The sequence below is a fragment of the Nostoc sp. genome (genome assembly GCF_036919895.1).
In the GTDB taxonomy this organism is placed as follows: domain Bacteria; phylum Cyanobacteriota; class Cyanobacteriia; order Cyanobacteriales; family Nostocaceae; genus Nostoc.
Genome location: NZ_JBALBW010000138.1, coordinates 1 through 22,862, shown reverse-complemented (window position 1 = coordinate 22,862; position 22,862 = coordinate 1). Strand labels below are relative to the sequence as shown.

The following is a 22,862-nucleotide window of genomic DNA, read 5'->3' as shown; positions in this document are numbered from 1 at the left end:
TTTTGTGGCGATTAGGGTGTTGGTGTAGCTGTTGGTGTCGCCATTGGTGTAGCTGTTGGTGTCGCCATTGGTGTCGCCATTGGTGTCGCCATTGGTGTCGCCGTTGGTGTCGCCGTTGGTGTCGCCATTGGTTTAGCTGTTGGTGTCGCCATTGGTGTAGCCATTGGTTTAGCTGTTGGTTTAGCTGTCGGTTTAGCTGTCGGCTTAGGTGATGGTGTAGCCGTTGGCTGACTGAAGACTGTCTTGGCTTCTTCATTCAGTTTTTGGCGGAGTGCTAAATTAGCAATTCCAGTTTCTTGCAACTGATATTTCTTTTGATACTCCTTCACCACTGCTTCGGTACGGGAACCATAAAAATGATCGCGTGGGAGGGGAGGATTAGGCTTCACCACTGCATTCAAATTTGTGTGCAGAATTTGAACGATGTTAGCAGCATAAGCTTGGGTTTTTGGCCCTGCTATCCCATCAACTGGTTTTAGCTTATAACCTGTCTGAAATTCACGAATTGCCTTTTTTGTTTCCTCATCCGTCAAAGCACCATTTGTTAGCTTGACGTTATAACCGAATCCTCGCAACACAGCACGGAATTGCTCGGGCGTATAGCTACGTTGAGGAGCTGCGAAACCTGTGTCTGCAACTACCACACTAGCTGTTATCAGGCAAGTAACAGCAAAAGTCGCGCTTGATTTTCCAAATCCACACCACATATTTAAAACTCCTTTGGATTAAATCAGCAGGATTATAAATCTTAACAGCTGCATTTTAAGTTTGTTTAATAACTTTTTTCACGATTTTTGAATAAATTTTGAATAAATTTTGCCCAAGCCAACTAGATATACAGAAAGCATTTTATGTCATCTATCAAAAGAGGTATCTTGTGTCGGTCGAGATCCAGAGGTTATCATTTGAATCGAATACACCCTTTGAATACTAAAATACGGGATAAATGCATATATATGTATTGATGTCAACTTAAGCCTTGGTGAAGGTTATTCGCGGGTATACGAACCAAGCCTCGCAACCTGGGTTAAAAAACAATTAACAATGGGGTAAAGCTCATTGCCTCTAGTCCCTCTTTTAAGACTCTATTGATACAAGTGCACATACATGCACCAATACTGAAGTCTACTCAGCTGCAAATTCGTGTACTTGGTTAGAAAGAGACGAAAATTAATAGATGAAAGAGTTTATATTCTAAATATCCAAAAAATGAAAGACATAAAATCTTCTAAAAAGCGGAATCTTTGGTTTGAAAGATTTATGGCAATTACTGCCACTGTAAATTTAGGTTTAGTTTTGTTTAATTTAAGTTACGTACCTTGGCGAGATTTCTACTTGCGAAAACTTCCCCAAGTTATTCAGATATACGATCCAATAAAAGGTATTGAACCCCATCGAGACACAAAAAATTATTTAGAAACAATAGACGCATTAGAAGAAGAAGTCAGGCAAACAGGGTTAGAGTCTTCTCAGGTAAATAGCACGCTAATACAAATAAGTCGTCTTAGCAGCGAGATGATTGATAGTAACCCGTTTGCGGGAGCCAATAAGAGTGGTACTCTAGAAAAAATCAAAAAGCGGATGCGATCGCACATCGGTAATGAATCTGCAAAACAGTCCTTTGCCACTTTTTGGAGTCAGTCTTACCTATCACAAAATGGCTGGCTTAAAGAAATAATTTTTTTCAACGAAAGCATTCGCCCTTTGATTGCCACAAACTACTACCGCCAAATCGGTGAAAATGGCGATTTGGTTGATAATTTTTGGATTCTTGACTTACCCTTTGTGATGTTATTTGGCGTAGAATTACTGGGACGTACCTTCTTCATCAAACGCCGACATCCTGGTTTAAGCTGGTTTGAAGCACTATTGTGGCATTGGTACGACCTATTTTTAATACTACCATTTTGGCGTTGGCTACGAATCTTACCTGTATTAGTCCGCCTCGATCGAGCGCATTTATTGAATCTCCATCCAGTGCGAAAGCAAATTCATCAGGGGATTGTCGCCAATTTTGCCGAAGAACTCACAGAAGTAGTAGTGGTAAGAGTAATTAACCAGATTCAGGGTTCAATTCAGCGAGGTGAGTTAACACAGTGGCTCTCACAACAAGAAAATTTACGTCCCTACATAGATATTAATAATGTAAATGAAGTGGAAGCGATCGCCAGTCTTTTGGTCAAAACAATTGTTTACCATGTGTTACCTGATATTCAACCTGCGATCGTTGCCATTTTGCGCCATAACATCGAAACCGTCTTCCATCAAGTCCCCATCTACCGCAACCTCCAGAATCTCCCTGGCGTAGGACAGGCCCAAACCCAGTTAAGCGAACAACTTGCGACCCAAATCACAACTAATCTTTACAAAAATTTAGTTAGCGCTGTTGAAGACCCTGTTGGCGCAAAACTTACCAGTCAACTCGTACAAAGGTTTAGCGAAGCCTTGGGATCTGAAATAAAGGAAAAACACGTACTTTCCGAAATTCAGAGTTTACTCTTTGACTTCTTAGAGGAAATCAAAATTAACTACGTTCAGCGTTTGTCCCAAGAAGACATAGATCAAATTATCGAGCAAACCAGGCAGCTACGCACACAACCATCCGTTCCATCAGTGGTTAATAAAAGTACCGCTCTCCCAGAAATACGTTAAGGGTAGAAAGAGCAGAGGGCAGGGGAGCAGGGGGAGCAGGGGGAGCAGGGGGAGAAAGAATAACGAATTAATGCCCAATCCCCAATGCCCCATGCCCTATACTCGACTATCCATTAAATGCGCTAAACTCGTATGAGGGCGAACCATCATTGGTTCGTCACAAGACTTCTTGGAAGATATACCTATCGCAGGAAGTGGGTCAGTGCCCACTTTTTTTATTGAATTCTCACATGGCTCATCCTTTAGTTCCACAAATTATTGATTTGGCGACACCAGTAGCAGAAGAACTGGGATTGGAAGTGGTTGACGTGGTTTTTCACACTCACCAAAGTCCACCAGTGTTGCGGGTAGACATTCGCAATCCTCAGCAAGACACCGGATTGAATGATTGCGAGAGGATGAGCCGTGCTTTAGAAGCCTCCTTAGATGCTGCGGAATTCGTTCCAGATGCTTATGTCTTGGAAGTGTCTAGTCCTGGTATTTCGCGACAACTGTTAACGGACAGGGAATTTATTTCCTTTAAAGGATTTCCTGTTATTATCTTCACTTCGCCACCCTACGACGGACAACAAGAGTGGATAGGTCAGTTGATTCGCCGGGATGAGACAACACTTTACTTAAACCAAAAAGGTCGTGTAGTCGAAATTCCCCGCTCCCTAATTACGAAGGTGCAGCTAGACGAGCGCCGATAAACAAAGAGCTAGGGCTTAGGAGTTACAGACTAGAGCCGCTTGGCTAGAGGCTAGAGGTTACGAGCTAAGGGCTAGAGGTTAGGGATTAGTGGAAAGCTATTCTCTAATCCCTGGCTTTAATGCGTAGTTTTCAGTCCCCAGTCCCCAGTCCCTAATTTTTAAAGGAGATTGCTTATGTCAATGGTTACTTTAGCTGGATTAAAAGAATTAATTGAAAGTATAAGTCGTGAGCGGAATTTACCCCGTCTTGCAGTTCAATCAGCTATTAGAGAAGCACTACTCAAAGGCTACGAACGTTATCGTCGCGCCCAAAATTTAGAGCGTAAACAGTTTGACGAAGATTATTTTGAAAATTTTGAAGTAGAACTCGATATTGACGGAGAGGGATTTCGCGTTCTTTCCACCAAAACTATTGTTGAAGAAGTCAATAACACAGACCATCAGATATCCCTAGACGAAGTTCAACAAGTAGCCCCCGAAGCGCAGTTAGGGGACTCTGTTGTACTGGATGTGACCCCCGACCAAGGAGAATTTGGTCGGATGGCGGCCATGCAAACCAAGCAAGTATTGGCGCAAAAATTACGGGATCAACAGCGCCAGATGGTGCAAGAAGAGTTCCAAGATTTAGAAGGAACTGTCCTGCAAGCAAGAGTCCTGCGGTTTGAGCGGCAATCAGTGGTTTTGGCAGTCACCAGTAATTTTGGTCAGCCAGAAGTAGAAGCTGAATTACCGAAACGGGAACAGTTGCCCAACGATAATTATCGGGCAAATGCCACCTTCAAGGTATATCTCAAAAAAGTCTCCCAAGGTCAGCAACGAGGGCCACAGTTGCTTGTGTCTCGCGCTGATGCTGGTTTGGTGGTTTATCTGTTTGCCAACGAAGTCCCAGAAATCGAAGATGAAGTGGTACGGATTGTTGCCGTAGCGAGGGAGGCAAACCCCCCTTCCCGTTATGTCGGCCCCCGGACTAAAATAGCAGTAGATACCCTCGATCGCGATGTAGACCCAGTTGGTGCTTGTATCGGAGCCAGGGGATCGCGAATTCAAGTGGTAGTCAACGAATTACGCGGTGAAAAAATAGATGTAATTCGCTGGTCGCCAGACCCAGCAACATACATCGCTAATGCTTTAAGTCCAGCACGGGTAGATGAAGTACGCCTAATGGATCCAGAATCCCGGCAAACTCACGTACTCGTGGCTGAAGATCAACTTAGTTTAGCCATTGGGAAAGAAGGACAAAACGTCCGTTTGGCAGCCCGCCTGACTGGTTGGAAAATAGACATCAAAGACAAAGCTAAATATGACTATGCAGGAGAAGATGAGAAATTTACGGCTGTAAGAGCAAAATATCAGGCAGAGCAAGAGGATGATGATCTTGACTTTGAGGAAGAATTAGAAGATGAAAATCAGGACGAATTAGAAGAGGAGGATAATTTTGACAGTAATGATGACGAGTAATTACTCAATCTTGTAAAGTTTTGATAATGTTGATTGTAGTCTGCGTCTCAAGGAGTATTTCTTAGAAGACGGCTTGGTATAAGTAAAAAATAGTAATAAAAAACTTATTTTTACACTCAGAATGCTGGACTGCGATCGCAGAAAACTGATGAAACCAAATTATCGGCGCTGTATTAGTTGCCGGAAAGTAGGCTCCAAAAATGAGTTTTGGCGGATTGTCCGCGTCTTTCCATCAGGAAAGGTACAATTAGATCGGGGCATGGGGCGTTCCGCCTATATTTGTCCACAAATGAGTTGCTTACAAGCCGCTCAAAAAAAAAATCGACTAGGGCGATCGCTACATGCATCAGTGCCAGAAGCACTGTACCAAAGCTTGTCGCAACGTCTAGCCAGCAGCAATACCCAAAACCAAATTTAATTGGAACAACTTTGTGACGTTATCACCAGAGGAATTGTGCGAAAGCCGAAGTCGTGCTTTTATCACATCCTCTATCAAACGTTAAGGTTAGTGCCAAAATAGTAAATGGGTGTAAAAGGCATTCGGCTCTCCAATAAAGTTAAGAGGGGCGAGGCAACATTCCCAGAACAAGATGTAATCGATTGTGTTGTGGAAGATTCAGAATCAACAAAACAAGAAACTACAAAATGGCAACCTGGTAGCGCTCAGGCGCAGTTCGGCATCAAGGGTTCCGATAAAAATCTTTTATTTAAAAAATTTTTATGGGTATCCCTCAACCATCATTTCTGGTGGGGATGCCATTATTAAACCGAAACATCTCTCTTTCCTGATTGGAGGCACCGGCAAAAACTAAACGGCAGTCTAAAAACAGTAATCCAAGGATGGAGATGTCGCAAACCAGGCAACCATCCGCTAAAACTGTAAATTAAAGGGGAAGAGTGGATGACCAACGGCAAAGTTAGAATTTATGAATTATCAAAGGAATTGAATTTGGATAACAAAGAGCTATTAGCAATTTGCGAGCAGCTCGACATCTCAGTCAAAAGTCATAGCAGCACGATTTCAGAATCCGAGGCAGAAAACATCCGGGCGGCAGCAGAAAAGCTTGCAACTACGAATGTGTCGGCCAAAAAGGAACTAGGTACAACCAGCCATAAACCAAATTCACCACCAAACGGCGGACGTAACCGACCTGCTGCACCCCACAAACAGCAAATTTTGGAAATACGCAAACCCACAATATTGAGAAATACTACCTCCAACGCCCCTGATGCGTCAGTTGCCAACAATACCCAAGCTGCCTTGTCTGAAGCTAATCCTCCCTCTCCTCCACGGCCTTTCGCTACACCAGTCTCACCCATGAAGCCGGCAGCACCAACTCGACCTGTGCCCCGGACTCAATCTGAGACTCAAGAGCAACCTCCTGTCACCGACTTGGAACAAACGCCTAATCCAAATCAGGCACCGGAAAAAGTAGCATCGCAAAAACCAGAAAAAGTAGTTGCACCCAGACCGAAAGCGGAAAAACCGATCAAACCGCAATTAGCTGCCCCACCGCCAAGACCGGCGGCTGAAGTTGCCGAGGTACAAGATGAGCAGGTGTCTCAAGCAGATAAACCAATTCTCATCAAACGCGACCAACGGGTAAAACCTGTTGAAGGCGATCGCGAACAAGTTAAGCCGAGAGTTGCCAAACTCCCAACTGACCAGTCTGCACCAGGCGCACCACAAAGACAGGCTCGATCCACCCCTGCACCCACCAGACCAGAGCAGAGGGTCAATAGACCATCTGCACCATCAATAGGAGACGGGCCAAGACCAAGGCCAGCGCGTCCTGGTGAAGGTGTAGCAGCCGCAATGCCGATCGCTACTCCACCCAGACAGATGTCAGGATTAGCCGGCAAATCTCAAGGAATGGGTGATGAGCCAGTTGCACCACCCGATCTCCTCAACTTGAAACGCCCAAGCCCACCTCGCCCGACCAAAGGGGGCAAAAAGTGGGTAGAAGAGGAAATAATCGACGAAGTTAAAGAGAAGGCTAAAGCTGGCGTTAAAGGCAAGCGGATCAAGCCCATACTGGACGATGAATTTGAAGAAGATTTGTTGGATGATGACGATATCGACTCACCAGCAACCGTCCAAGTTAGCCTTTCCATCGCCCGTCCTCCCAAACCAAAAGCAACTCGACCTGTACAGATGCCAGGTGTAAGCCTTGTTAGCGCCCCAACTGCTAGAGGAAGTAGAAAACCTGGTTCTAGATCGGGTTCTGGCCGTGACCATCACAATAACCGTCGCCAACAAGAAGTCGATCCAAAGCGCGATCGCCCAGCAAAAGTGACGATCACAGGCCCCTTGACTGTGCAAGAGTTGTCTGACGTTTTAGCGGTTGCCGATACAGAGATTGTGAAAATCCTGTTCCTCAAAGGCATGGCGGTGAGTATCACTCAAAATCTAGATATTCCCACAATTACCCTGGTAGGAAAAGAACTAGAAATAGAAGTTGAAACCGTCGAGCGAGAAGCAGAAGCTCGGAAAATTACCGAAATGGTCGGCGCAGAAGACTTAGAATATCTCCACCGCCGTCCGCCAGTCGTGACAATCATGGGTCACGTAGACCACGGTAAAACAACCCTGCTCGACTCAATTCGCAAAACAAAAGTGGCTGCTGGCGAAGCTGGTGGCATCACACAGCACATCGGTGCGTACCATGTGGATATAGAACATGAGGGCAAACCACAGCAGATCGTCTTCTTGGATACCCCTGGTCACGAAGCCTTTACAGCGATGCGGGCTAGAGGAGCTAGGGTAACAGATATTGCCGTGTTAGTAGTGGCTGCTGATGATGGTGTGCGTCCCCAAACTATTGAAGCCATTAGCCACGCCCAAGCTGCGGGAGTGCCAATTGTCGTTGCAATCAACAAGATTGACAAAGAAGGGGCACAGCCAGAGCGAGTGAAACAAGAACTTACCCAATATGGTCTGACCGCAGAAGATTGGGGTGGTGAGACAATTATGGTTCCCGTGAGCGCCATCAGAGGTGAAAATCTAGATACGCTCTTAGAGATGATTCTGCTAGTAGCAGAAGTTGGAGAACTATCTGCTAACCCAGATCGTACTGCCAAAGGAACTGTCATTGAAGCCCATCTGGATAAAGCCAAGGGAGCAGTTGCTACCCTGCTAATTCAGAATGGCACCCTGCGTGTGGGAGATATCTTAGTAGCTGGTTCGGCCTTCGGTAAAGTCCGGGCGATGGTGGATGACAGAAGTAAGAGAGTAGACATTGCTTCTCCTTCCTTTGCTGTCGAGGTATTGGGTTTAAGTGATGTGCCAGCAGCAGGCGACGAGTTCGAGGTCTTCCAGAACGAAAAAGAAGCCAGATCACTCGCTAGCGATCGCGCCGATAGACAACGCCTATCCCGCCTGTTACAAGGTCGTGTTACCCTTACTACCCTGTCCGCTCAAGCCCAAGAAGGCGAGTTGAAAGAACTCAACTTGATCTTGAAAGGAGACGTACAAGGTTCTGTGGAAGCCATTGTGGGAGCGCTCAAGCAAATCCCCCAAAACGAAGTCCAAATTCGGATGCTCTTGGCTACTGCTGGGGAAATCACCGAGACAGATATCGATTTAGCAGCTGCCAGTAACGCTGTAATCATTGGCTTCAACACCACCTTTGCCAGTGGTGCTAGACAAGCCGCCGATGAAGCAGGTGTAGATGTCCGAGAATACAACGTCATCTACAAACTCCTAGAAGATATCCAAGATGCCTTGGAAGGTCTTTTGGAACCAGAGTTGGTGGAAGAACCCTTGGGTCAAACCGAAGTCAGGGCCGTCTTCCCAGTCGGTCGCGGTGCTGTTGCCGGTTGTTACGTTCAATCTGGCAAGCTAGTTCGCAACTGCAAAGTCAGAGTCCGACGCGGCGGTAAGGTGATCTTTGAAGGCGTTCTTGATTCCCTAAAACGGATGAAAGAAGATGCTCGTGAAGTCAACGCCGGTTACGAATGCGGTGTCGGCATGGATAAATTCAATGATTGGGTTGAAGGTGACATCATCGAATCCTATCAGATGGTTACGAAGCGCCGCACTCTCACCTTAACGAGATAGTGTTGAGGGTAAAATGGTTAGAAGTTAGGAGTAATAAATTAGGAGTTAGGAGTTAAAGACTACTAATTCCTAACTCCTAACTCTTAACTCACAACTTTTTATAATATGCATTCATTTCGCTCTGAACCTATTTTGTGGATTCACGTCGCTGGATTAGCGACATTGCCTGTTTTTTTAGTCCTGTGCTTATTGTTTTTGTCTGTAGGCGAGCCGTTTTTGCCAGTCTGGATGGAGCTATCTTTAGTTGCTGCCATTGGTATTCTTCCCCTGCTATGGATGCAGTTACGTCGCCCTTTTTATATATTTGCTCTTTTAGGAATAGCCCTAAAGCCAGAAAATCTGACTGAACGGCAGCGAAAAATTCTCTGTTTAATTAATACAAAGTTAAATCGTATTCTGGCATTAGTGGCAGCAGTATTGTCGGTTTGGGTGCTGTGGCATCTTTACCAAATTGCCCCATTAGTAGCAAATTCAGCCAAATTCCTTCCACAATGGCGCAGCCTTGCACTAGTGTTTGCGGGATTAGCCTTTTTAGGCAGCAATCTATTTTTACAAATACCTGTGAGTGTAATGCGAGTTTTAGTGATTAATGAGACAGAATTTGCTGGCATAGAACCATTATCTTTAGAAAAGATTAAGCAAGATTTTACTATTTTAGGGGTACGGGTTAATCAAATCGTCCCCCGATTGTTGCAATCCTTGTTTAGGATTAATGCAGATTCATAACAGCCATGATGTAATTAGGGACTTCCAAATAAAAAAATATTCCAAAACTGATACAAAAATCCTCTTAATCTCTCCTCTCTCTGTGTTCTCTGCGCGGCAGCGCGGTCTTGTCTCTGTGGTTCGTTTTTTGGGATAATTTATTCCTTGGAAATCCCTTACTAATTCGTAATTAAACCGATAGCGCAGCGTTAGCGAGTCCGCAAGCGTTGGGTCAGAGTCCTCGCTCTCTCTATAGGTCGTAACCTAATTACGAATTGTTAATACCCCATGGCCAATACCCAATTACCCTTGAAGTTAAAACAAAGGAATAAGGAACTATGGCTCAAATTCCAGCTTCTAGCGATCGCCAATTTTGTGCTGATCCTGAAATTTGGTATAGCCTCAAATGTGCTATTTCCACTAGTTCTGGTTTCCAACGCTGGCAACTAGAACGTGATGCTCAATTACACGGAATTCGCCTAGAGCAGCAGGTACAAAGGTATTTAAGGGAAACTTTAGAAACTTTAGCTTACTAAATGTAATGTTTGCTAGGGAGGAAGTTGACGGTATAGACCCTCTAAGCGATCGCCATCAACTTCCACTTTATTTGTGTGAATAATTCTTAATAAATTTAATCAGCAACACCTGCCTGTCTTAATTTGCAGAAATTGCTAAGGCGGCTCATAAAGCCTGCGGCCAAGACTGTGTATCAATAGCTTGACTAATTTTACTATTCATCCCTCTATTTAAAAATACAGAGTTTACCGTTAAATATTGACAAATTGCTTTGGGATATTGCCACGCCAAAGAATCTTCTGAATTAGAACTGACGCAAAACTACACGCGTTAGTGGCAATACCCTGTGGGTACTTCCTTGGAGAACTCGTAGAGTAGCTACTTTGTGTTTACAGAAATTTTCCTTACCTGAAAATCTTTATTTTCGGCTATTGTTTGCGTAAGTCCTGTGAATAATACCGATTTTTCTGCGGCGAGGTAGCCCCTAAAATGTATAAGTTCTGTGATCTATCTAGGGAATTTAGCTGAATCAGTGCTAATCATCCAGTATAGTTTTGCATGGGTTTTATAGCAGCTACAAGGCTGCTAGCCCTTGTTTGATATACCATAATTCAGCACATCACAGACTCAAAAAATGAAATATCGGGGTTTTCACATTTCTCTTGCGAAAAATTTTCGCCTTCTTTCTAGCAGTCATCTCAGATATACTTTGCGTCTGGGAGCCGGATTAACGGCAATGCTAGTTGTTTCCGGTGGGTCAATACTATTACCGAGTGAGGTTAATGCTGGTGCTACTCACCCAAAAGGTATTACCCCAACTCTCACAGCGCAAGTTCCAACAACCGCCGCAGCAATTTACGTTAATCCCTCGGCTGGTGTAGATAGTGCTGGTCGTGGTACAACCTCAGCTGCACCCTACAAAAGCATCAGTTTCGCTCTCAGTCAAGCCCAAACAGGTGCAGTTATTCAATTAGCACCTGGGAACTATAACCAGGAAAGTGGCGAAACCTTTCCGTTGTTGCTTAAACCAGGAGTAACACTGCGGGGTGATGAAGCTAGTAAAGGTCAGGCAATATTAATTACAGGTGGAGGTTTCTACACTAGTCGCACCTTCGCCAGACAGGACATTACCATCCTTGCCGAACAAGATACGACTATTACCGGTGTAAGCGTCACCAACCCAAATAGTCGGGGTACAGCTGTGTGGGTAGAGTCAACTAATCCTACTATCAAAAACAGTACTTTTGCTAACAGTGTCAGAGAAGGTGTTTTTGTTACAGGTACAGGCAATCCCAAAATTGAAAGTAACCTCTTTGTGCAAAACAAAGGTAATGGGATTTCAATTGCTAAAGCTGCTCAAGGAGAAATTCGGGGTAACTTATTTCAGGATACTGGTTTTGGTCTAGCGATCGGTGGCACTTCCACACCCCTAGTTGTGGAAAACCAAATCGTCGAAAACCAAGATGGTCTTTTTATCTCAGAGTCAGCGAAGCCCATATTACGTAAGAATGTCATTCAGAACAATAAGCGCGATGGCGTAGTAGCGACTGTCAATGCTCAACCCGACCTCGGCACTAACGAAAATCCTGGTGGCAATCTTATCCGCAATAACACTCGTTATGATGTGAACAACGCCACTAAAACCAGTAGAATTGTCGCTGTTGGTAATGATATCGATCAGAAAAAGATTTTTGGCTCAGTAGATTTTGTTGCCGCATCTGTTGATGTACCCCCTGGAGGGCCTGTAGCCTTTAAAGATGTGCCAGCCAATTACTGGGCAAAAACCTACATCGAAGCTTTAGCTTCTCAAAATATTATTGCTGGCTTTCCTGATGGCAGCTTTAAACCCAATGAACCTGTAACCCGCGCTCAATTCGCTACTATTGTCACTAAAGCTTTAACACCACCAGTTAAACGCGCAGGCATTCAGTTTAAAGATGTAGCAACCAATTTTTGGGCTTATGCTGCAATTCAATCTGCTTACCAAAGTGAATTTGTTTCTGGTTATCCCGATGGCACTTTTAAGCCACAGCAGCAAATTCCTAGAGTGCAGGCATTAGTCGCTTTAGCTAATGGTTTGGGCTTAACTGCAAGTAATCAGAATGTCCTTTCCTTTTACACTGATGCTGCCCAGATTCCTAATTATGCGATCGCACCTGTTGCGGCCGCAACTGCACGACAACTAGTAATTAACTATCCCACAGTAAAGCAACTCAATCCTAATCGTGAAGCGACTAGAGCCGAAGTTGCTGCCTTTGTTTACCAGGCACTCGTCAATGCTGGACGTGCCCAACCAATTCCTTCATCCTATTTGGTAACAGTTCAGTAAATGCCTATTTAGCAAATTAGAAACGCCAGACTAAGAAATTACCTGTCTGGCGCTTCCAATATTGTAAATTTTATGGTTCTTCAGTACTTGTTATGCTAAATAATTAATAATAGATATCAAATAATGTCAAGAATAAGTATAAGTAATCTGCTAAAAGTATTATAGGGATTGACTTATAAAGAGTATTTATTGTTAACTGTAAATATCATTCAGACTATTTTTATATAAATTTACAGTCATGACTAGCAAAAGAGATATTAAGATTCTAACAGAACTTCTTGATTTAGGAGATATAAAAGTTATATCGCATCGCCTTCACTATGGAATTGGAATTATTTTACAAACAGAATCAAAAAAAATAGATAGTACTTGTCCCAGGTGTGGCACCTCAAGTCAGAAACTACATCAAAATCATCGACATATTGTTAAAGACTTACCTTTTGGAGAACAGCCAGTATTTTTAGAAATTAATAGGCGGCAATTCAAATGTGAAATATGTAAAAAACCGTTTAGTGAAAATTTAGATTTTGTCAGGAAGAAAAGAACTTATACAAAGCGGCTTGCAAAGAAAACGATACAAGAAGTTTTAGAAAACGATATTCACACTGTAGCTTCAAAAGGGATAGTCACAACAGAAGAGATAGAAGGTATGTTAAAAGACGCAGCGCTAGAATTATCAGATTCAAAACCTTTAAAATTAAAAAGACTTGGAATTGATGAGATAGCTCTAGTTAAAGGAAAAGGAAATTATTGTGCAGTACTAATAGATTTAGATACATCCAAACTGATTGCTATTTTAAGTGGACGGACTCAAGAAATAATAAAGGAAACTCTTATAGGGTAGGGAACTGAGGTATTAGAAAAAATAGAGGAAGTCAGCATAGATTTATGGAAAGGTTATAAAAACTTGGTAGCAGAACTAATGCCTGAAGCTCAAGTAGTTGCAGATAGATTTCACGTTATGGTTCAGATAAATAAGGAATTAGATACAGAGAGAAAAAGAGAAAAACGAAATATACAAGAGTTAATAAAAAAAGCAAAGACATCAAAAGAAAAATTAAAACAGGAGCAAGTATTATCAGGATTAAATAAAAGTAAATATGTTTTACTTAAAAATGAGTCAGATTTAAACGAAGAGCAAAAAAATAAACTTATTCAGGTGAAAGCTGTGTCTCCTAGTCTAAAATTAATGCATGAATTGAAAGAGAAACTTAGAAGAGTTTTTAATAAAACGAATGATTGGTATCCGGCAGTCTTTAAATTGGGTATATGGTTATCAAAAGCTAAAAAATATTTCCCAAATAGTAACAATACTTTTATCCGATGGTTTGATGAAATAGTAGCTTACTTTGATAATAAAACAACAAGTGGTGCTGTTGAAGGCATCAATAACAAACTCAAGCTAATTAAGCGTTCAGCTTATGGGTTCAGAAACTTTAATAATTTTAGAGTAAGATGCTTATTAAATTGGCACTTTGATTATTAGTTTAGCATAACAAGTACTGAAGAACCAATTTTATTAATTTTAGGTGTTTTTAAACATAAAAACACAGGGTCATTGATGTCCGGTTTGAATTTCAACTAGTGGGATTTGAATGTGGCAAGTTAAAATTTATTCCTTCAGGAATTAGGATTTTTAACCGATTGAGCGCTTCGTTGCCGACGCTGTTCCCAGCGCCAGAGAAAGACCATTAGGGCAACGATTCCTAATTGGAGAGCTAAACTTGGCATTGCACTCTCAACATTTCGTCCGGCAAGGACTTGGAAGAAAAAGACGAATGCACCGAGTGAACCAGAAGCACCGAAAGCGATATAGAAAAATTGTCGGAAGCCGCGATAAGGAGCGGCTATTTCTGCTTTGAGGCTGGCATACTGTTCAGGATTAAGGCGATTTTTAGGATTTTGATTTACCATGATTAAATCATGTTATACTCTTAGATTGTGTACGCCGATGTGGCTCAGTGGTAGAGCAGCTGATTCGTAATCAGCAGGCCGTGGGTTCAAATCCCATCATCGGCTTTGATAAAAGTATTCTTCAATACTAGAGTTTGACATAAATCAAGCATCTAGCATAATGCTTGTAAAAAGGATGCCTACGGTGGCAAGCTACGCATTCCTATTAATTACCAATCACTCAAACTCAGTTTCGCAGAAAGCTTTTAACAAATCGATACAATTAGCGATCGCACCTAAATGAGCAATTTCATAGCCATGTGTATTTTGGGTAGGAAATGCCAAACACGCAGCACGCGCTACATGACCAAATTTCAGCGCAATTGAAGCATCACTACCAAACTGGCTCAGTATCGTTAGCTGGACTGGTATATCGAGTTGTTTGGCAGATTGGCGCAGTTGTCCATTTAGCCCCTCATCATATATCCCATAAGAATCTTGAGATAAAAGTACAGGACTTTCCCCATCTTTAAAAGGATATTCCTCGGATAATGGACAAACTTCTAAAGCAATTAACGCATCCAAGCGTTGATTTTGGGTGAAAAATAGTGCCCCAATTGCTCCTACTTCTTCTTTGGCTGAAGCTACCAAATAAACATCAACAACTGGCTGTTTCAGGTTTTCAGCCAAAGCTAGCAAAATGGCAACAGAGGCTTTGTTATCCAAGGTGTAACTGGCAATATGATCCTTTAACCTAATTGGATGCTTGCGATGCTTGCCGATTACCATTCTAGTTCCAGGTCGAATGCCAGCTGCTTCTAATTCAGCAGATGTGAGCTTCGTTTCAATCCAGGCATTTTCCCACTTCACAGTAGTATCTTCCTGTTGGACTTTTTGAGGAGATTCATGGGAAACATGGCGGGAACCAAAGCTGAGAATACCGCTAATGGTTTGGTTATCTCCCAATAAATCCACAACACCTTCGCCGTAAACCCACGGGAAAGAACCGCCGAGTTTACGGACTTCCACACGACCTGCATCACCGAGACTCTTGACAATTGCGCCAATTTCGTCTTTGTGTGCGGTGATTGCGATCGCACGGTCTGGATTTTTCCCTGGAATCTTGGCAATAATATTATCGGCGCGATCGCACCACACTTCTACACCCAGCGCTGCAAATTTTTGCATCAACAACTGGTTAATCTCAGCTTCTGCACCACTAGGAGAGTGGTGCATAACTAATTCTTCAATAATTTCAAATAAGCGATCGTAATCCCACATCAATACAGTTAGTTTAATTTTCAACTGTTGTATGAGACAATTGTGCATCAACAACCCGACCTGTTGTCATAAGTACCGATCTTTTTTGTTGACGCTTTAGCATTCCTACTGCACCAAAAGCACCAAGCGCTAAAATCCCCAAGTTTATCGCAGGTTCAGGAACAGACTTAGCCTCAATCGCCGCCAGTGCAACATCTGCTATCACCTTATGAGCAGCAGTCGTTGGGTGGAAACCGTCCCAGACGAGAAACTTGTTGTTACCTGGGTCACATATATCTAGCCTAGATAGACAAGACTCGGTTACATTTGTAAAACCTAATGCACTTGCCTGATTAAATAAAGAATAAGTATCAACCGAGATGATGTTGAGATTCGGGTTTTGATTCAAAGCGCTGACAGTTTGTGCTAAAATTAAGTTAAAATCATTAGTAGATTTGCTAAGGGTTGCAGGATTGCGATCGTTGATTTTAGCTGCTGGTAGCTGTCCCAAATCTGGCAAGTTAAACACCAAAATATTTTTCGCGCCGACTCCTACCAGAGTATTTAACGCCAGGGATATATTACTGATTGGCGTGGTCGAGTCTTCGGGGTTAAGAAAAAAGAAATCATTAGCACCTCCCCACAATGTATAAAGTGCATTTGGGTCAGCAGTTTGATTATTTGCTTGCAGATTTCCAGCAAAACCAAGGACTTGTTTGAGTACTCCCGGTAATCCCACATTGGGAACAACAGCATTATCTAAACCAGAGCTAGCACCACCGAAAGCAAAGTTTATTCCTTGGGTAGGAGGTGTGGCAGGAATAGTAGTGAATAAAGTAGGCTTTAACCCTAACTGATCTCCCAGATATTCTACCCAAAGCGGCCCATTGGAAAAACGTCCTTCAAAGTAAGGTGGGCTTTGAGGAAATGTTTTACCAGTAGCATTGTATGTATTGCGTGTATCAGAAAGACTATCGCCAAATACAAAAAGCCGATCAAAACTCGCAGCCGAGGCTTTGGTCGGCAACATGAAAGAAAATAGAACAAATCCTGCCGCTACAGCTTGTTTTTTCATATTTGTTTTACCTGTGGTATTTTTTAGTTTGTTTCAAAGTAATGAAAAGGCGATCGCTCACAACTCATCCTTTGAGTTAATTCAAACTAAGTACGTGTATTTGAGTTAATTTACGTTGTTTTACCTAACTATGCCTCAAAAATTCATCAAACACAGGTAAAAACGCTGAAAATACTTAGATTTACATTTTCTTGATAAAAAATAAGTCTATTACAAAGAAATCGCAAACTTTCCATGCTAAGGCGTGGGTATTTACCACTTTCTGCTATTGATGAACCAACCGCAACAGAATGGCGTAACCCTTTGTAGACATCACTTTAATTTCGTTTTAATTTCAAAGCCTCAGTAGCTGACACACCCTCACCTTGACTGCCGAAATACCACAAAGTCATAGCAGCCTCAGCACGAGTTACTGGTTTTTTGGGTTGAAACAGAGTCGTATAGCCAAACACTCGCCGAATATTTGATTGCTCGCTATTTTGGTAATCAGCCAACACCGCTCTTAAAGCCTTGGGGTCAATTCGCGCTGCATCTTGGAAACCCCAGGTTTGTTTAACTGCATCTAAGTTAGCAGAGGGTAAGGCTTGGCGAGTGTCTAAAGGTAATTTCCACAGCAGTAATTGTTCCCGCGTTAGGGGTGCATCAGGACGAAACAAAACTACTGTAGAATCTCCAGACAAAGGACTGGGAATTAACCCAGCTTCGGCTAATCCCTGAATTGCTGGAAAATCAGGGTCTTTGGCGGTAACATCACTAAAAACTGGTTGAGTGCTTTCTGATGCCAAGCGAATTTGTTTAGCTGGATTGCTCGCATACATAGCATTGTTAGCAGCAATTAGCCAACGGGCGTATTCCCGATGTGTAACGATTTTACCGGGTTCAAACTGGTTATTTGTGATAGTAGAATTACTCTTAGTTGCCTTTGGCTCTAGGGATAAAACACCTAATGCGGCTAAGTCTTGGATATGTTGCCGCCATTCTTGCGGTACTTTATTCAGATCGTTAAATTCTTGAGATTCGGTTGTGGCTGTAGGAGTTGTTGGGTTATTAGTCGGATTTGGTGGCTGTGCTGCCAAGTTTGCAGGTGGTAATGGGCCAATGAACTGTGGATTTGCTGTTTGAGGGATGACGGTAGTCGTTTCGTTAGAATTTGTAGTTGGAGTAGGTTGTGCCGTAGCAATACTATTAGGTACGTACTCAATCACTAATTCAGTGGCGGTTTGGGGTTGATTGGGTGTGGCGTTAGTAACTGATTTAGGCTGAATAGAAACCTTCAACAGCAAATTGTTGCGACGTGCCTCAAAAGCACCTCCCGTATCATCTGTTGGCTGTTGCAAAATCTGCCAGTTATTTGTTTGAAACTGGGTGCGATAAAAGCTAGCAATAAAGTTGCTGGGATCGGAAGTCAACCAGCGAGTTGAGACTTTATTTTCTGAGCCGCTAGCAGGTGTAACTTCCTGTAGCTTGGCATTGGAATATAGTGGGATATCTTTAGGAAAATCAGATGGTAACTGAACTGTTGATGCGTTTGACTGTGCTTGTGGTTGGTTACGCTGAGATTCTCCAAAAACAACTGGATTGCTTTGTAGCTTAGGATCTGCCGCCAAAGATTCCTCAAGATTTTTGGCGACTGGACTATTAGCACAGGCTGTTAAAGAAGTCAGTAGAACAGCCCAAATTAGAAATACAGCTGGACGTTTACAGGGAAGCACAGGAAATCACAAATTGAGTTTCAATTCCTACCCTAGCGCAGACTGTTCATTAATTGGGCATTGGGAATTTTCTCTCATGACTCTTTTCTGCTCCTTTGCCTCTCAATATCATCTAAAGACACTACCGACTCAGCACTTCATTCTTAGCAAATATCTCTGTTGGTGAAGATGATATCTCTAAAAATGAGTAAACGGTAGCAAAAGCTACCGTATTGTCTTTGTTTTACAGCCATTAGGTTTTGATAATTCCCATGCTTACTTATAGAATTCCCTAAAATTCTGGCAAACTAACATTTTTGGAAAAAAATATAAATAAATCTGAAATACTTGCTATACAAGAGTTTTATCAAACAGAATTCAGGAGTCAAGAGCCAGAATGGGCTAAACGCCCCGCTACCACTAACAGAATTGAATTCTGTGCGACTGGTGGATAACGCAGCGTAAAGCCTACGGCATGGCTACGCTTAGAGCGAGTCATCGTTCGCTTTTAACGTCTCGCAGAGAGCGTCATTTTGAATTCCGCCGTGTTGCACTAGCTTAATGCGATCGCCAAGCAACTGAAGTGATAGACTAGGACTAAAGCCCCCCTGAGCATCACCCAAGGAGGGGAACAAATAGAGTTCGCTAAATATTGGCTTACAATCGATTCTGGAAATTATTCATCTGACGATGGTAAGCTTAATAAGGCAATAGCTGGAAAATGCCAGTGTTAAGCAATTCCAGGAACTTGGCGTAAGTTCTTTATTGTTGGCGACTGGGGTTATAGGCAAAGCAGTCAAGTGTCGCAACAGTTTCCCTAATATCTATAAATAGATTTCCTGGGGAAAGTGTTACTTGTGCTGTAAGTCAAGAGCTTCCTGGGAGTCTCGAAAGCAGTGAGTACTAACTCTAAAAGTGCGATCGCCTCTATGTTATCCCAAGCTTTCTCTTAGGCAATCCCTCCCTGTTCTTCTGGGATAGGGTAGCGGTTCTTAAAATAAAAGCTAGCTACAGAGTATGTTTCGCAAGTTATAGAGGCAGTGCAAAGGTCAGCTATAGCTGTTTTCTCAATCTTACCAATGATTGGGTAAAGGCAAAAAAACACTTCATCTGATGCACTGGCGGTTGAGAAAACCCTCTACAAATTTGGTCTGAACAATCAACAGCTTCCTGATAGATTAGATACAATTAGCATCTGCGTTTGGTTGGGCGATGCCTTGTTCAAAGCGAGTATTCAAATTGACATGCCGATCCACTAGCTGATTTGACATAGTATTAAACCTTTCACGTGCTGGCTCTAGCGAAAAATTTTTATCTAGGGCAAATTAAGACTTATATTCAAGGGACTTGGGTGTTTTTTGGAGACAAAGTTACCCAAAAGAGCGCAAAAGGCTGAAAAGATATGTCTTATCTCAAAACGCAGAACTGATAAGAGGATTAAAAATCTAAAATAGATATTAAATTGAATTGAAGAGAAAACAACGACCATCGACAACCGTCAGTCCATTTTACTTTCTGTAAAGCGTCACCGGGTTGTTACCAGTGCTGAAACACGATTACATGCAAGCTTCCCAGGATCTGCCTATTTATTCTGAGGCTCCACTCCAGCTGTTACTTTTTGTCGATGGCCGCCCAAAGTCTCGACAACAGGTGCAGCGAATACGCGCTTACTTAAAAGAATTGCAGGCTGAGTATAGTTTTGAACTTCAAACTATTGATGTTGAACAACAACCCTACTTAGCAGAACATTTTAAGTTGGTAGCAACGCCAGCTTTAATCAAAATCCATCCTGAACCACGACAGGTTTTAGCTGGGAGTAATATCATAGCGCAACTGAAAAACTGGTGGCCTCGCTGGCAAGTCGCTGTAGACGCTTATTTAAAATTACAGGAAGACTTGCAAGAACGTATGGACGAAAATGGTCGGGCGATATTACCCAAATCTACTATCCATTCAGTTGCTGTTTCTGCTGAATTAATCCGACTTTCAGACGAAATTTTTCGCTTGAAACAGGAAAAAGATAATCTCCAAGAGCAGCTACAGTTTAAAGACCGGGTGATTGCTATGCTGGCGCACGATCTTCGCAATCCCCTAACTGCCGCCGCGATCGCAATGGAAACCCTCCAATCTAATTATAATCTAGAGACAGGGCAATTCCACCGCCTCAAACCAACTATGACGGCGCATTTATTAAAACAAGCCCGCAATCAAACTAAGATCATTGACCGAATGATTGCCGACCTTTTGCAGGTAGGTCGTGGTAAGGATACAGAATTTCGCGTACTACCACAAAAAGTACAACTAGGTAAAGTATGCTTGGATGTAATCGAAGAATTGTGCGATCGCTACACCGCCAAAGCCCAAGAGGTAGAAACAGATATTCCTAGTGACTTACCTTATGTATATGCTGACCCAGAACGCATCCGCCAAGTGGTAGTAAATCTGTTGGATAATGCCATCAAATACACTCCAGAAGGTGGCAAGATTAGCGTAGCCGGATTGCACCGCACTACTCAAAAAGTTCAGTTTAGTATTGGCGATACTGGGCCTGGGATTCCTGTAGAGAATCGCGATCGCATTTTTGAAAACCACTTCCGCCTGCAACGGGATGAAGGTAAAGAAGGTTACGGCATTGGTCTTTGTTTATGCCAACGTATTATCTTGGCACATTATGGCCAAATTTGGGTGGACTCTGCCCCCAATAACGGAGCATGGTTCCACTTCACACTGCCAGTTTATCCTTCTTAAGGATTGGTCATTCACAAATGACAAATGACAATTAATCACTTGACACAATGCGATCGCGTCCTCCCGCCTTTGCTTGGTAGAGTGCTTTGTCTGCTTGCACAATCAAATCTGAAGGTGAAGATTCCCAAGTAGGGACAACAGTCGCCACCCCCATACTGAGAGTGACATACTGACTCACGGCAGATCCATCATGAACAATTTGCAAATCCTTGATTCCCGCTTGTATCACTTTGGCCACGTGAACTGCACCAGAGGCATTGGTGTATGGCATAATCACAGCAAATTCCTCGCCACCATAACGTGCTACTAAATCTTGATGTTTTTGTGCCTTCGTGTTTAAGACAGCACCCACCTTTTGTAAACAGATATCCCCAGCAGGATGGCCATACTTATCGTTATAAAATTTAAAATAGTCGATATCACACAAAATCATTGACAAAGGAGATCCCTCCTGTGCGAGATTAATCCACTGAGTATTGAGATAATCGTCAAAACGGCGACGATTAGCCAACTCAGTTAAGCCATCAACATTGGCCAGGTGCTGCAAAGCTTGGTTTGCAGCACCTAATTGCTTGTATACTTGCGCTTGCTGTAGCAGTCGCCGCAACCTCTGACGCAATACAGGCCAGTGAATTGGCTTAGTGACATAATCAGTTGCCCCTGCATCAAAAGCACGGTTTACGGAGTCCTCATCGTCCAAGCATGTGATCATCAATATGGGAGTACGCTCCCATATCTTGGAGATGACATTATTATTAAGGGTCGAGTCAGTATCAAAGGTTGCAAGGGCTGAGATTAAATTATTCCTGGCAATTTGGAGTAAGTGCTTACAGCAGGTAAAGCCATCCATGACAGGCATTATAGCATCTAGCAAAACTATATCAGGTCTGATAGTCTCGTAAGCATCTAAACATTGCTTACCGTCATTGACCTCAACCACTCGATAACCTTCTTGTTCCATAGCTTTACGCAACAATACTCGGATGGTCTTGTCATCATCAGCCACTAAGATCAGTGGTGGTTGCTTAGAAACAGAAAATGGGCTTATGCCTGACATGAGTTGCCTTCCAATTGCGGGATTATTCTGAAAAAGGCTGTACAACTCAACCGCATGGGAGCGATCGCTCTTTTCATCAATGCCAGGATTTGCGGCAAAGGTGTGTCTGGCTTCAAAATCAACTGTTGTTTGACAATAGACTGCTCAATGTTCTTGAGCCAAGCAAGCGGTAGATAACTAAGTTGCATAGACAATCTATAATTGGAACACGAAGGCAATTGTTACCTTTTTGTTCGGCTTTGATTATGAGAGAAAATGTTACTTTTATATTTCCCCATTGTTAAAGTTAAATTACAGTTTTTTTGAGAATTGCAAATACACACCTTAATTATGTAGTTCTGTAGTTAGTTTAGAAACCTCGTGAGGCAGGGCAAAGCCATTGCCAAAGTGCGCTCAGAAGATAGCTAATACTAAATACTAATCTCACTTGACTAAAATTTATTTAGTTTATTAGGTAAGGTCTATGAAAGCTTAGTATAATTACATAAGATTGAGATTTCCCTTAGTGCAAAGCTTATCTTGAAATTCATTCTGGTTTAAGAAGTTTAGTAAAAACTATTATTTAATTCAATTGAGTATATAGGACTCCTATTTGATTTTTGAAAAAACTCCGTACATCTGGAGAGTAGCGAAATCAAAGGTAGTGTGCCGGATAAACCACTCAAACATCCACTTTAAATGAGAGAACGAAGGAATCAAAGCACAAAAACGTCGAACCCATGTTTT

Annotated in this window: 17 protein-coding genes, 1 tRNA gene and 2 pseudogenes; 12 read left to right on the top strand and 8 right to left on the bottom strand. The window is 42.6% G+C overall.

Features of this window, described 5'->3' with window-relative positions; translation table 11 throughout:
- Positions 1-11: 11 nt before the first annotated feature.
- Positions 12-707: a peptidoglycan-binding protein gene (locus V7K55_RS27100; RefSeq protein WP_334836426.1), complete on the bottom strand. Its 696-nt coding sequence runs from the start codon at positions 705-707 to the stop codon at positions 12-14.
- A gap of 502 nt (positions 708-1,209) precedes the next feature.
- Here V7K55_RS27100 and V7K55_RS27095 point away from each other — a divergent pair.
- The 10 genes and pseudogenes from V7K55_RS27095 (at position 1,210) to V7K55_RS27050 (ending at position 13,898) form a co-directional block, all read left to right on the top strand.
- A complete protein-coding gene (locus V7K55_RS27095; protein WP_334836425.1) occupies positions 1,210-2,652 on the top strand; it encodes a hypothetical protein in 1,443 nt (480 codons plus the stop codon).
- A 230-nt stretch (positions 2,653-2,882) separates the two neighbouring features.
- The gene (gene rimP / locus V7K55_RS27090) at positions 2,883-3,344 is read left to right on the top strand and encodes a ribosome maturation factor RimP (RefSeq protein ID WP_334836423.1); all 462 of its coding nucleotides are present in this window, start codon (positions 2,883-2,885) and stop codon (positions 3,342-3,344) included.
- A gap of 174 nt (positions 3,345-3,518) precedes the next feature.
- Positions 3,519-4,802: a transcription termination factor NusA gene (gene nusA, locus V7K55_RS27085; RefSeq protein ID WP_334836420.1), complete on the top strand. Its 1,284-nt coding sequence runs from the start codon at positions 3,519-3,521 to the stop codon at positions 4,800-4,802.
- Positions 4,803-4,950: 148 nt separating this feature from the next.
- A complete protein-coding gene (locus V7K55_RS27080) occupies positions 4,951-5,220 on the top strand; it encodes a YlxR family protein (protein WP_334836418.1) in 270 nt (89 codons plus the stop codon).
- Positions 5,221-5,325: 105 nt separating this feature from the next.
- Positions 5,326-5,568 carry a hypothetical protein gene (locus tag V7K55_RS27075; protein ID WP_334836416.1) on the top strand — a complete coding sequence of 81 codons (243 nt, stop codon included), beginning with the start codon at positions 5,326-5,328 and terminating at the stop codon, positions 5,566-5,568.
- A gap of 135 nt (positions 5,569-5,703) precedes the next feature.
- Positions 5,704-8,862, top strand: a complete 3,159-nt coding sequence (gene infB / locus V7K55_RS27070) for a translation initiation factor IF-2 (RefSeq protein ID WP_334836414.1) — start codon at positions 5,704-5,706, stop codon at positions 8,860-8,862.
- Between the two features lie 105 nt (positions 8,863-8,967).
- On the top strand, positions 8,968-9,588 hold the full coding sequence (locus tag V7K55_RS27065; protein WP_334836412.1) for a low-complexity tail membrane protein: 621 nt from the start codon (positions 8,968-8,970) through the stop codon (positions 9,586-9,588).
- Between the two features lie 317 nt (positions 9,589-9,905).
- On the top strand, positions 9,906-10,103 hold the full coding sequence (locus tag V7K55_RS27060) for a hypothetical protein (RefSeq protein ID WP_334836410.1): 198 nt from the start codon (positions 9,906-9,908) through the stop codon (positions 10,101-10,103).
- A 614-nt stretch (positions 10,104-10,717) separates the two neighbouring features.
- Positions 10,718-12,412, top strand: coding sequence for a DUF1565 domain-containing protein (locus V7K55_RS27055; RefSeq protein ID WP_334836408.1), 1,695 nt, complete (start codon positions 10,718-10,720; stop codon positions 12,410-12,412).
- A 238-nt stretch (positions 12,413-12,650) separates the two neighbouring features.
- Positions 12,651-13,898 (top strand): annotated as a pseudogene (locus V7K55_RS27050) (ISL3 family transposase).
- A 134-nt stretch (positions 13,899-14,032) separates the two neighbouring features.
- Here the strand turns inward: V7K55_RS27050 and V7K55_RS27045 are convergent.
- Positions 14,033-14,326 carry a DUF3493 domain-containing protein gene (locus V7K55_RS27045; RefSeq protein WP_334836406.1) on the bottom strand — a complete coding sequence of 98 codons (294 nt, stop codon included), beginning with the start codon at positions 14,324-14,326 and terminating at the stop codon, positions 14,033-14,035.
- Between the two features lie 33 nt (positions 14,327-14,359).
- On the opposite strand from V7K55_RS27045, the gene V7K55_RS27040 reads away from it, so the two are divergent.
- A tRNA-Thr gene (locus V7K55_RS27040) sits at positions 14,360-14,431 on the top strand.
- Between the two features lie 111 nt (positions 14,432-14,542).
- Here the strand turns inward: V7K55_RS27040 and V7K55_RS27035 are convergent.
- The 3 genes from V7K55_RS27035 to V7K55_RS27025 form a co-directional block, all read right to left on the bottom strand.
- Positions 14,543-15,586 carry a M42 family metallopeptidase gene (locus tag V7K55_RS27035; protein ID WP_334836507.1) on the bottom strand — a complete coding sequence of 348 codons (1,044 nt, stop codon included), beginning with the start codon at positions 15,584-15,586 and terminating at the stop codon, positions 14,543-14,545.
- 13 nt (positions 15,587-15,599) lie between these two features.
- On the bottom strand, positions 15,600-16,640 hold the full coding sequence (locus tag V7K55_RS27030; protein ID WP_334836404.1) for an SGNH/GDSL hydrolase family protein: 1,041 nt from the start codon (positions 16,638-16,640) through the stop codon (positions 15,600-15,602).
- 317 nt (positions 16,641-16,957) lie between these two features.
- The gene (locus tag V7K55_RS27025) at positions 16,958-18,352 is read right to left on the bottom strand and encodes an S-layer homology domain-containing protein (protein ID WP_334836402.1); all 1,395 of its coding nucleotides are present in this window, start codon (positions 18,350-18,352) and stop codon (positions 16,958-16,960) included.
- A 1,521-nt stretch (positions 18,353-19,873) separates the two neighbouring features.
- Between V7K55_RS27025 and V7K55_RS27020 the strand changes: the two genes are divergently transcribed.
- The gene (locus tag V7K55_RS27020) at positions 19,874-21,079 is read left to right on the top strand and encodes a histidine kinase (RefSeq protein WP_334836400.1); all 1,206 of its coding nucleotides are present in this window, start codon (positions 19,874-19,876) and stop codon (positions 21,077-21,079) included.
- A 31-nt stretch (positions 21,080-21,110) separates the two neighbouring features.
- Here the strand turns inward: V7K55_RS27020 and V7K55_RS27015 are convergent, their stop codons facing one another.
- The 3 genes and pseudogenes from V7K55_RS27015 to V7K55_RS27005 all read right to left on the bottom strand — a co-directional run.
- Complete coding sequence (locus V7K55_RS27015) at positions 21,111-22,136, bottom strand: PleD family two-component system response regulator (RefSeq protein WP_334836397.1); 1,026 nt, start codon at positions 22,134-22,136, stop codon at positions 21,111-21,113.
- Entirely contained in the window at positions 22,124-22,324 is a 201-nt protein-coding gene (locus tag V7K55_RS27010) for a hypothetical protein (RefSeq protein WP_094331674.1), read from the bottom strand. The genes V7K55_RS27015 and V7K55_RS27010 overlap by 13 nt, the downstream gene beginning before the upstream one ends.
- A gap of 400 nt (positions 22,325-22,724) precedes the next feature.
- Positions 22,725-22,862, bottom strand: a pseudogene (locus V7K55_RS27005) (IS630 family transposase); the annotation flags it as partial.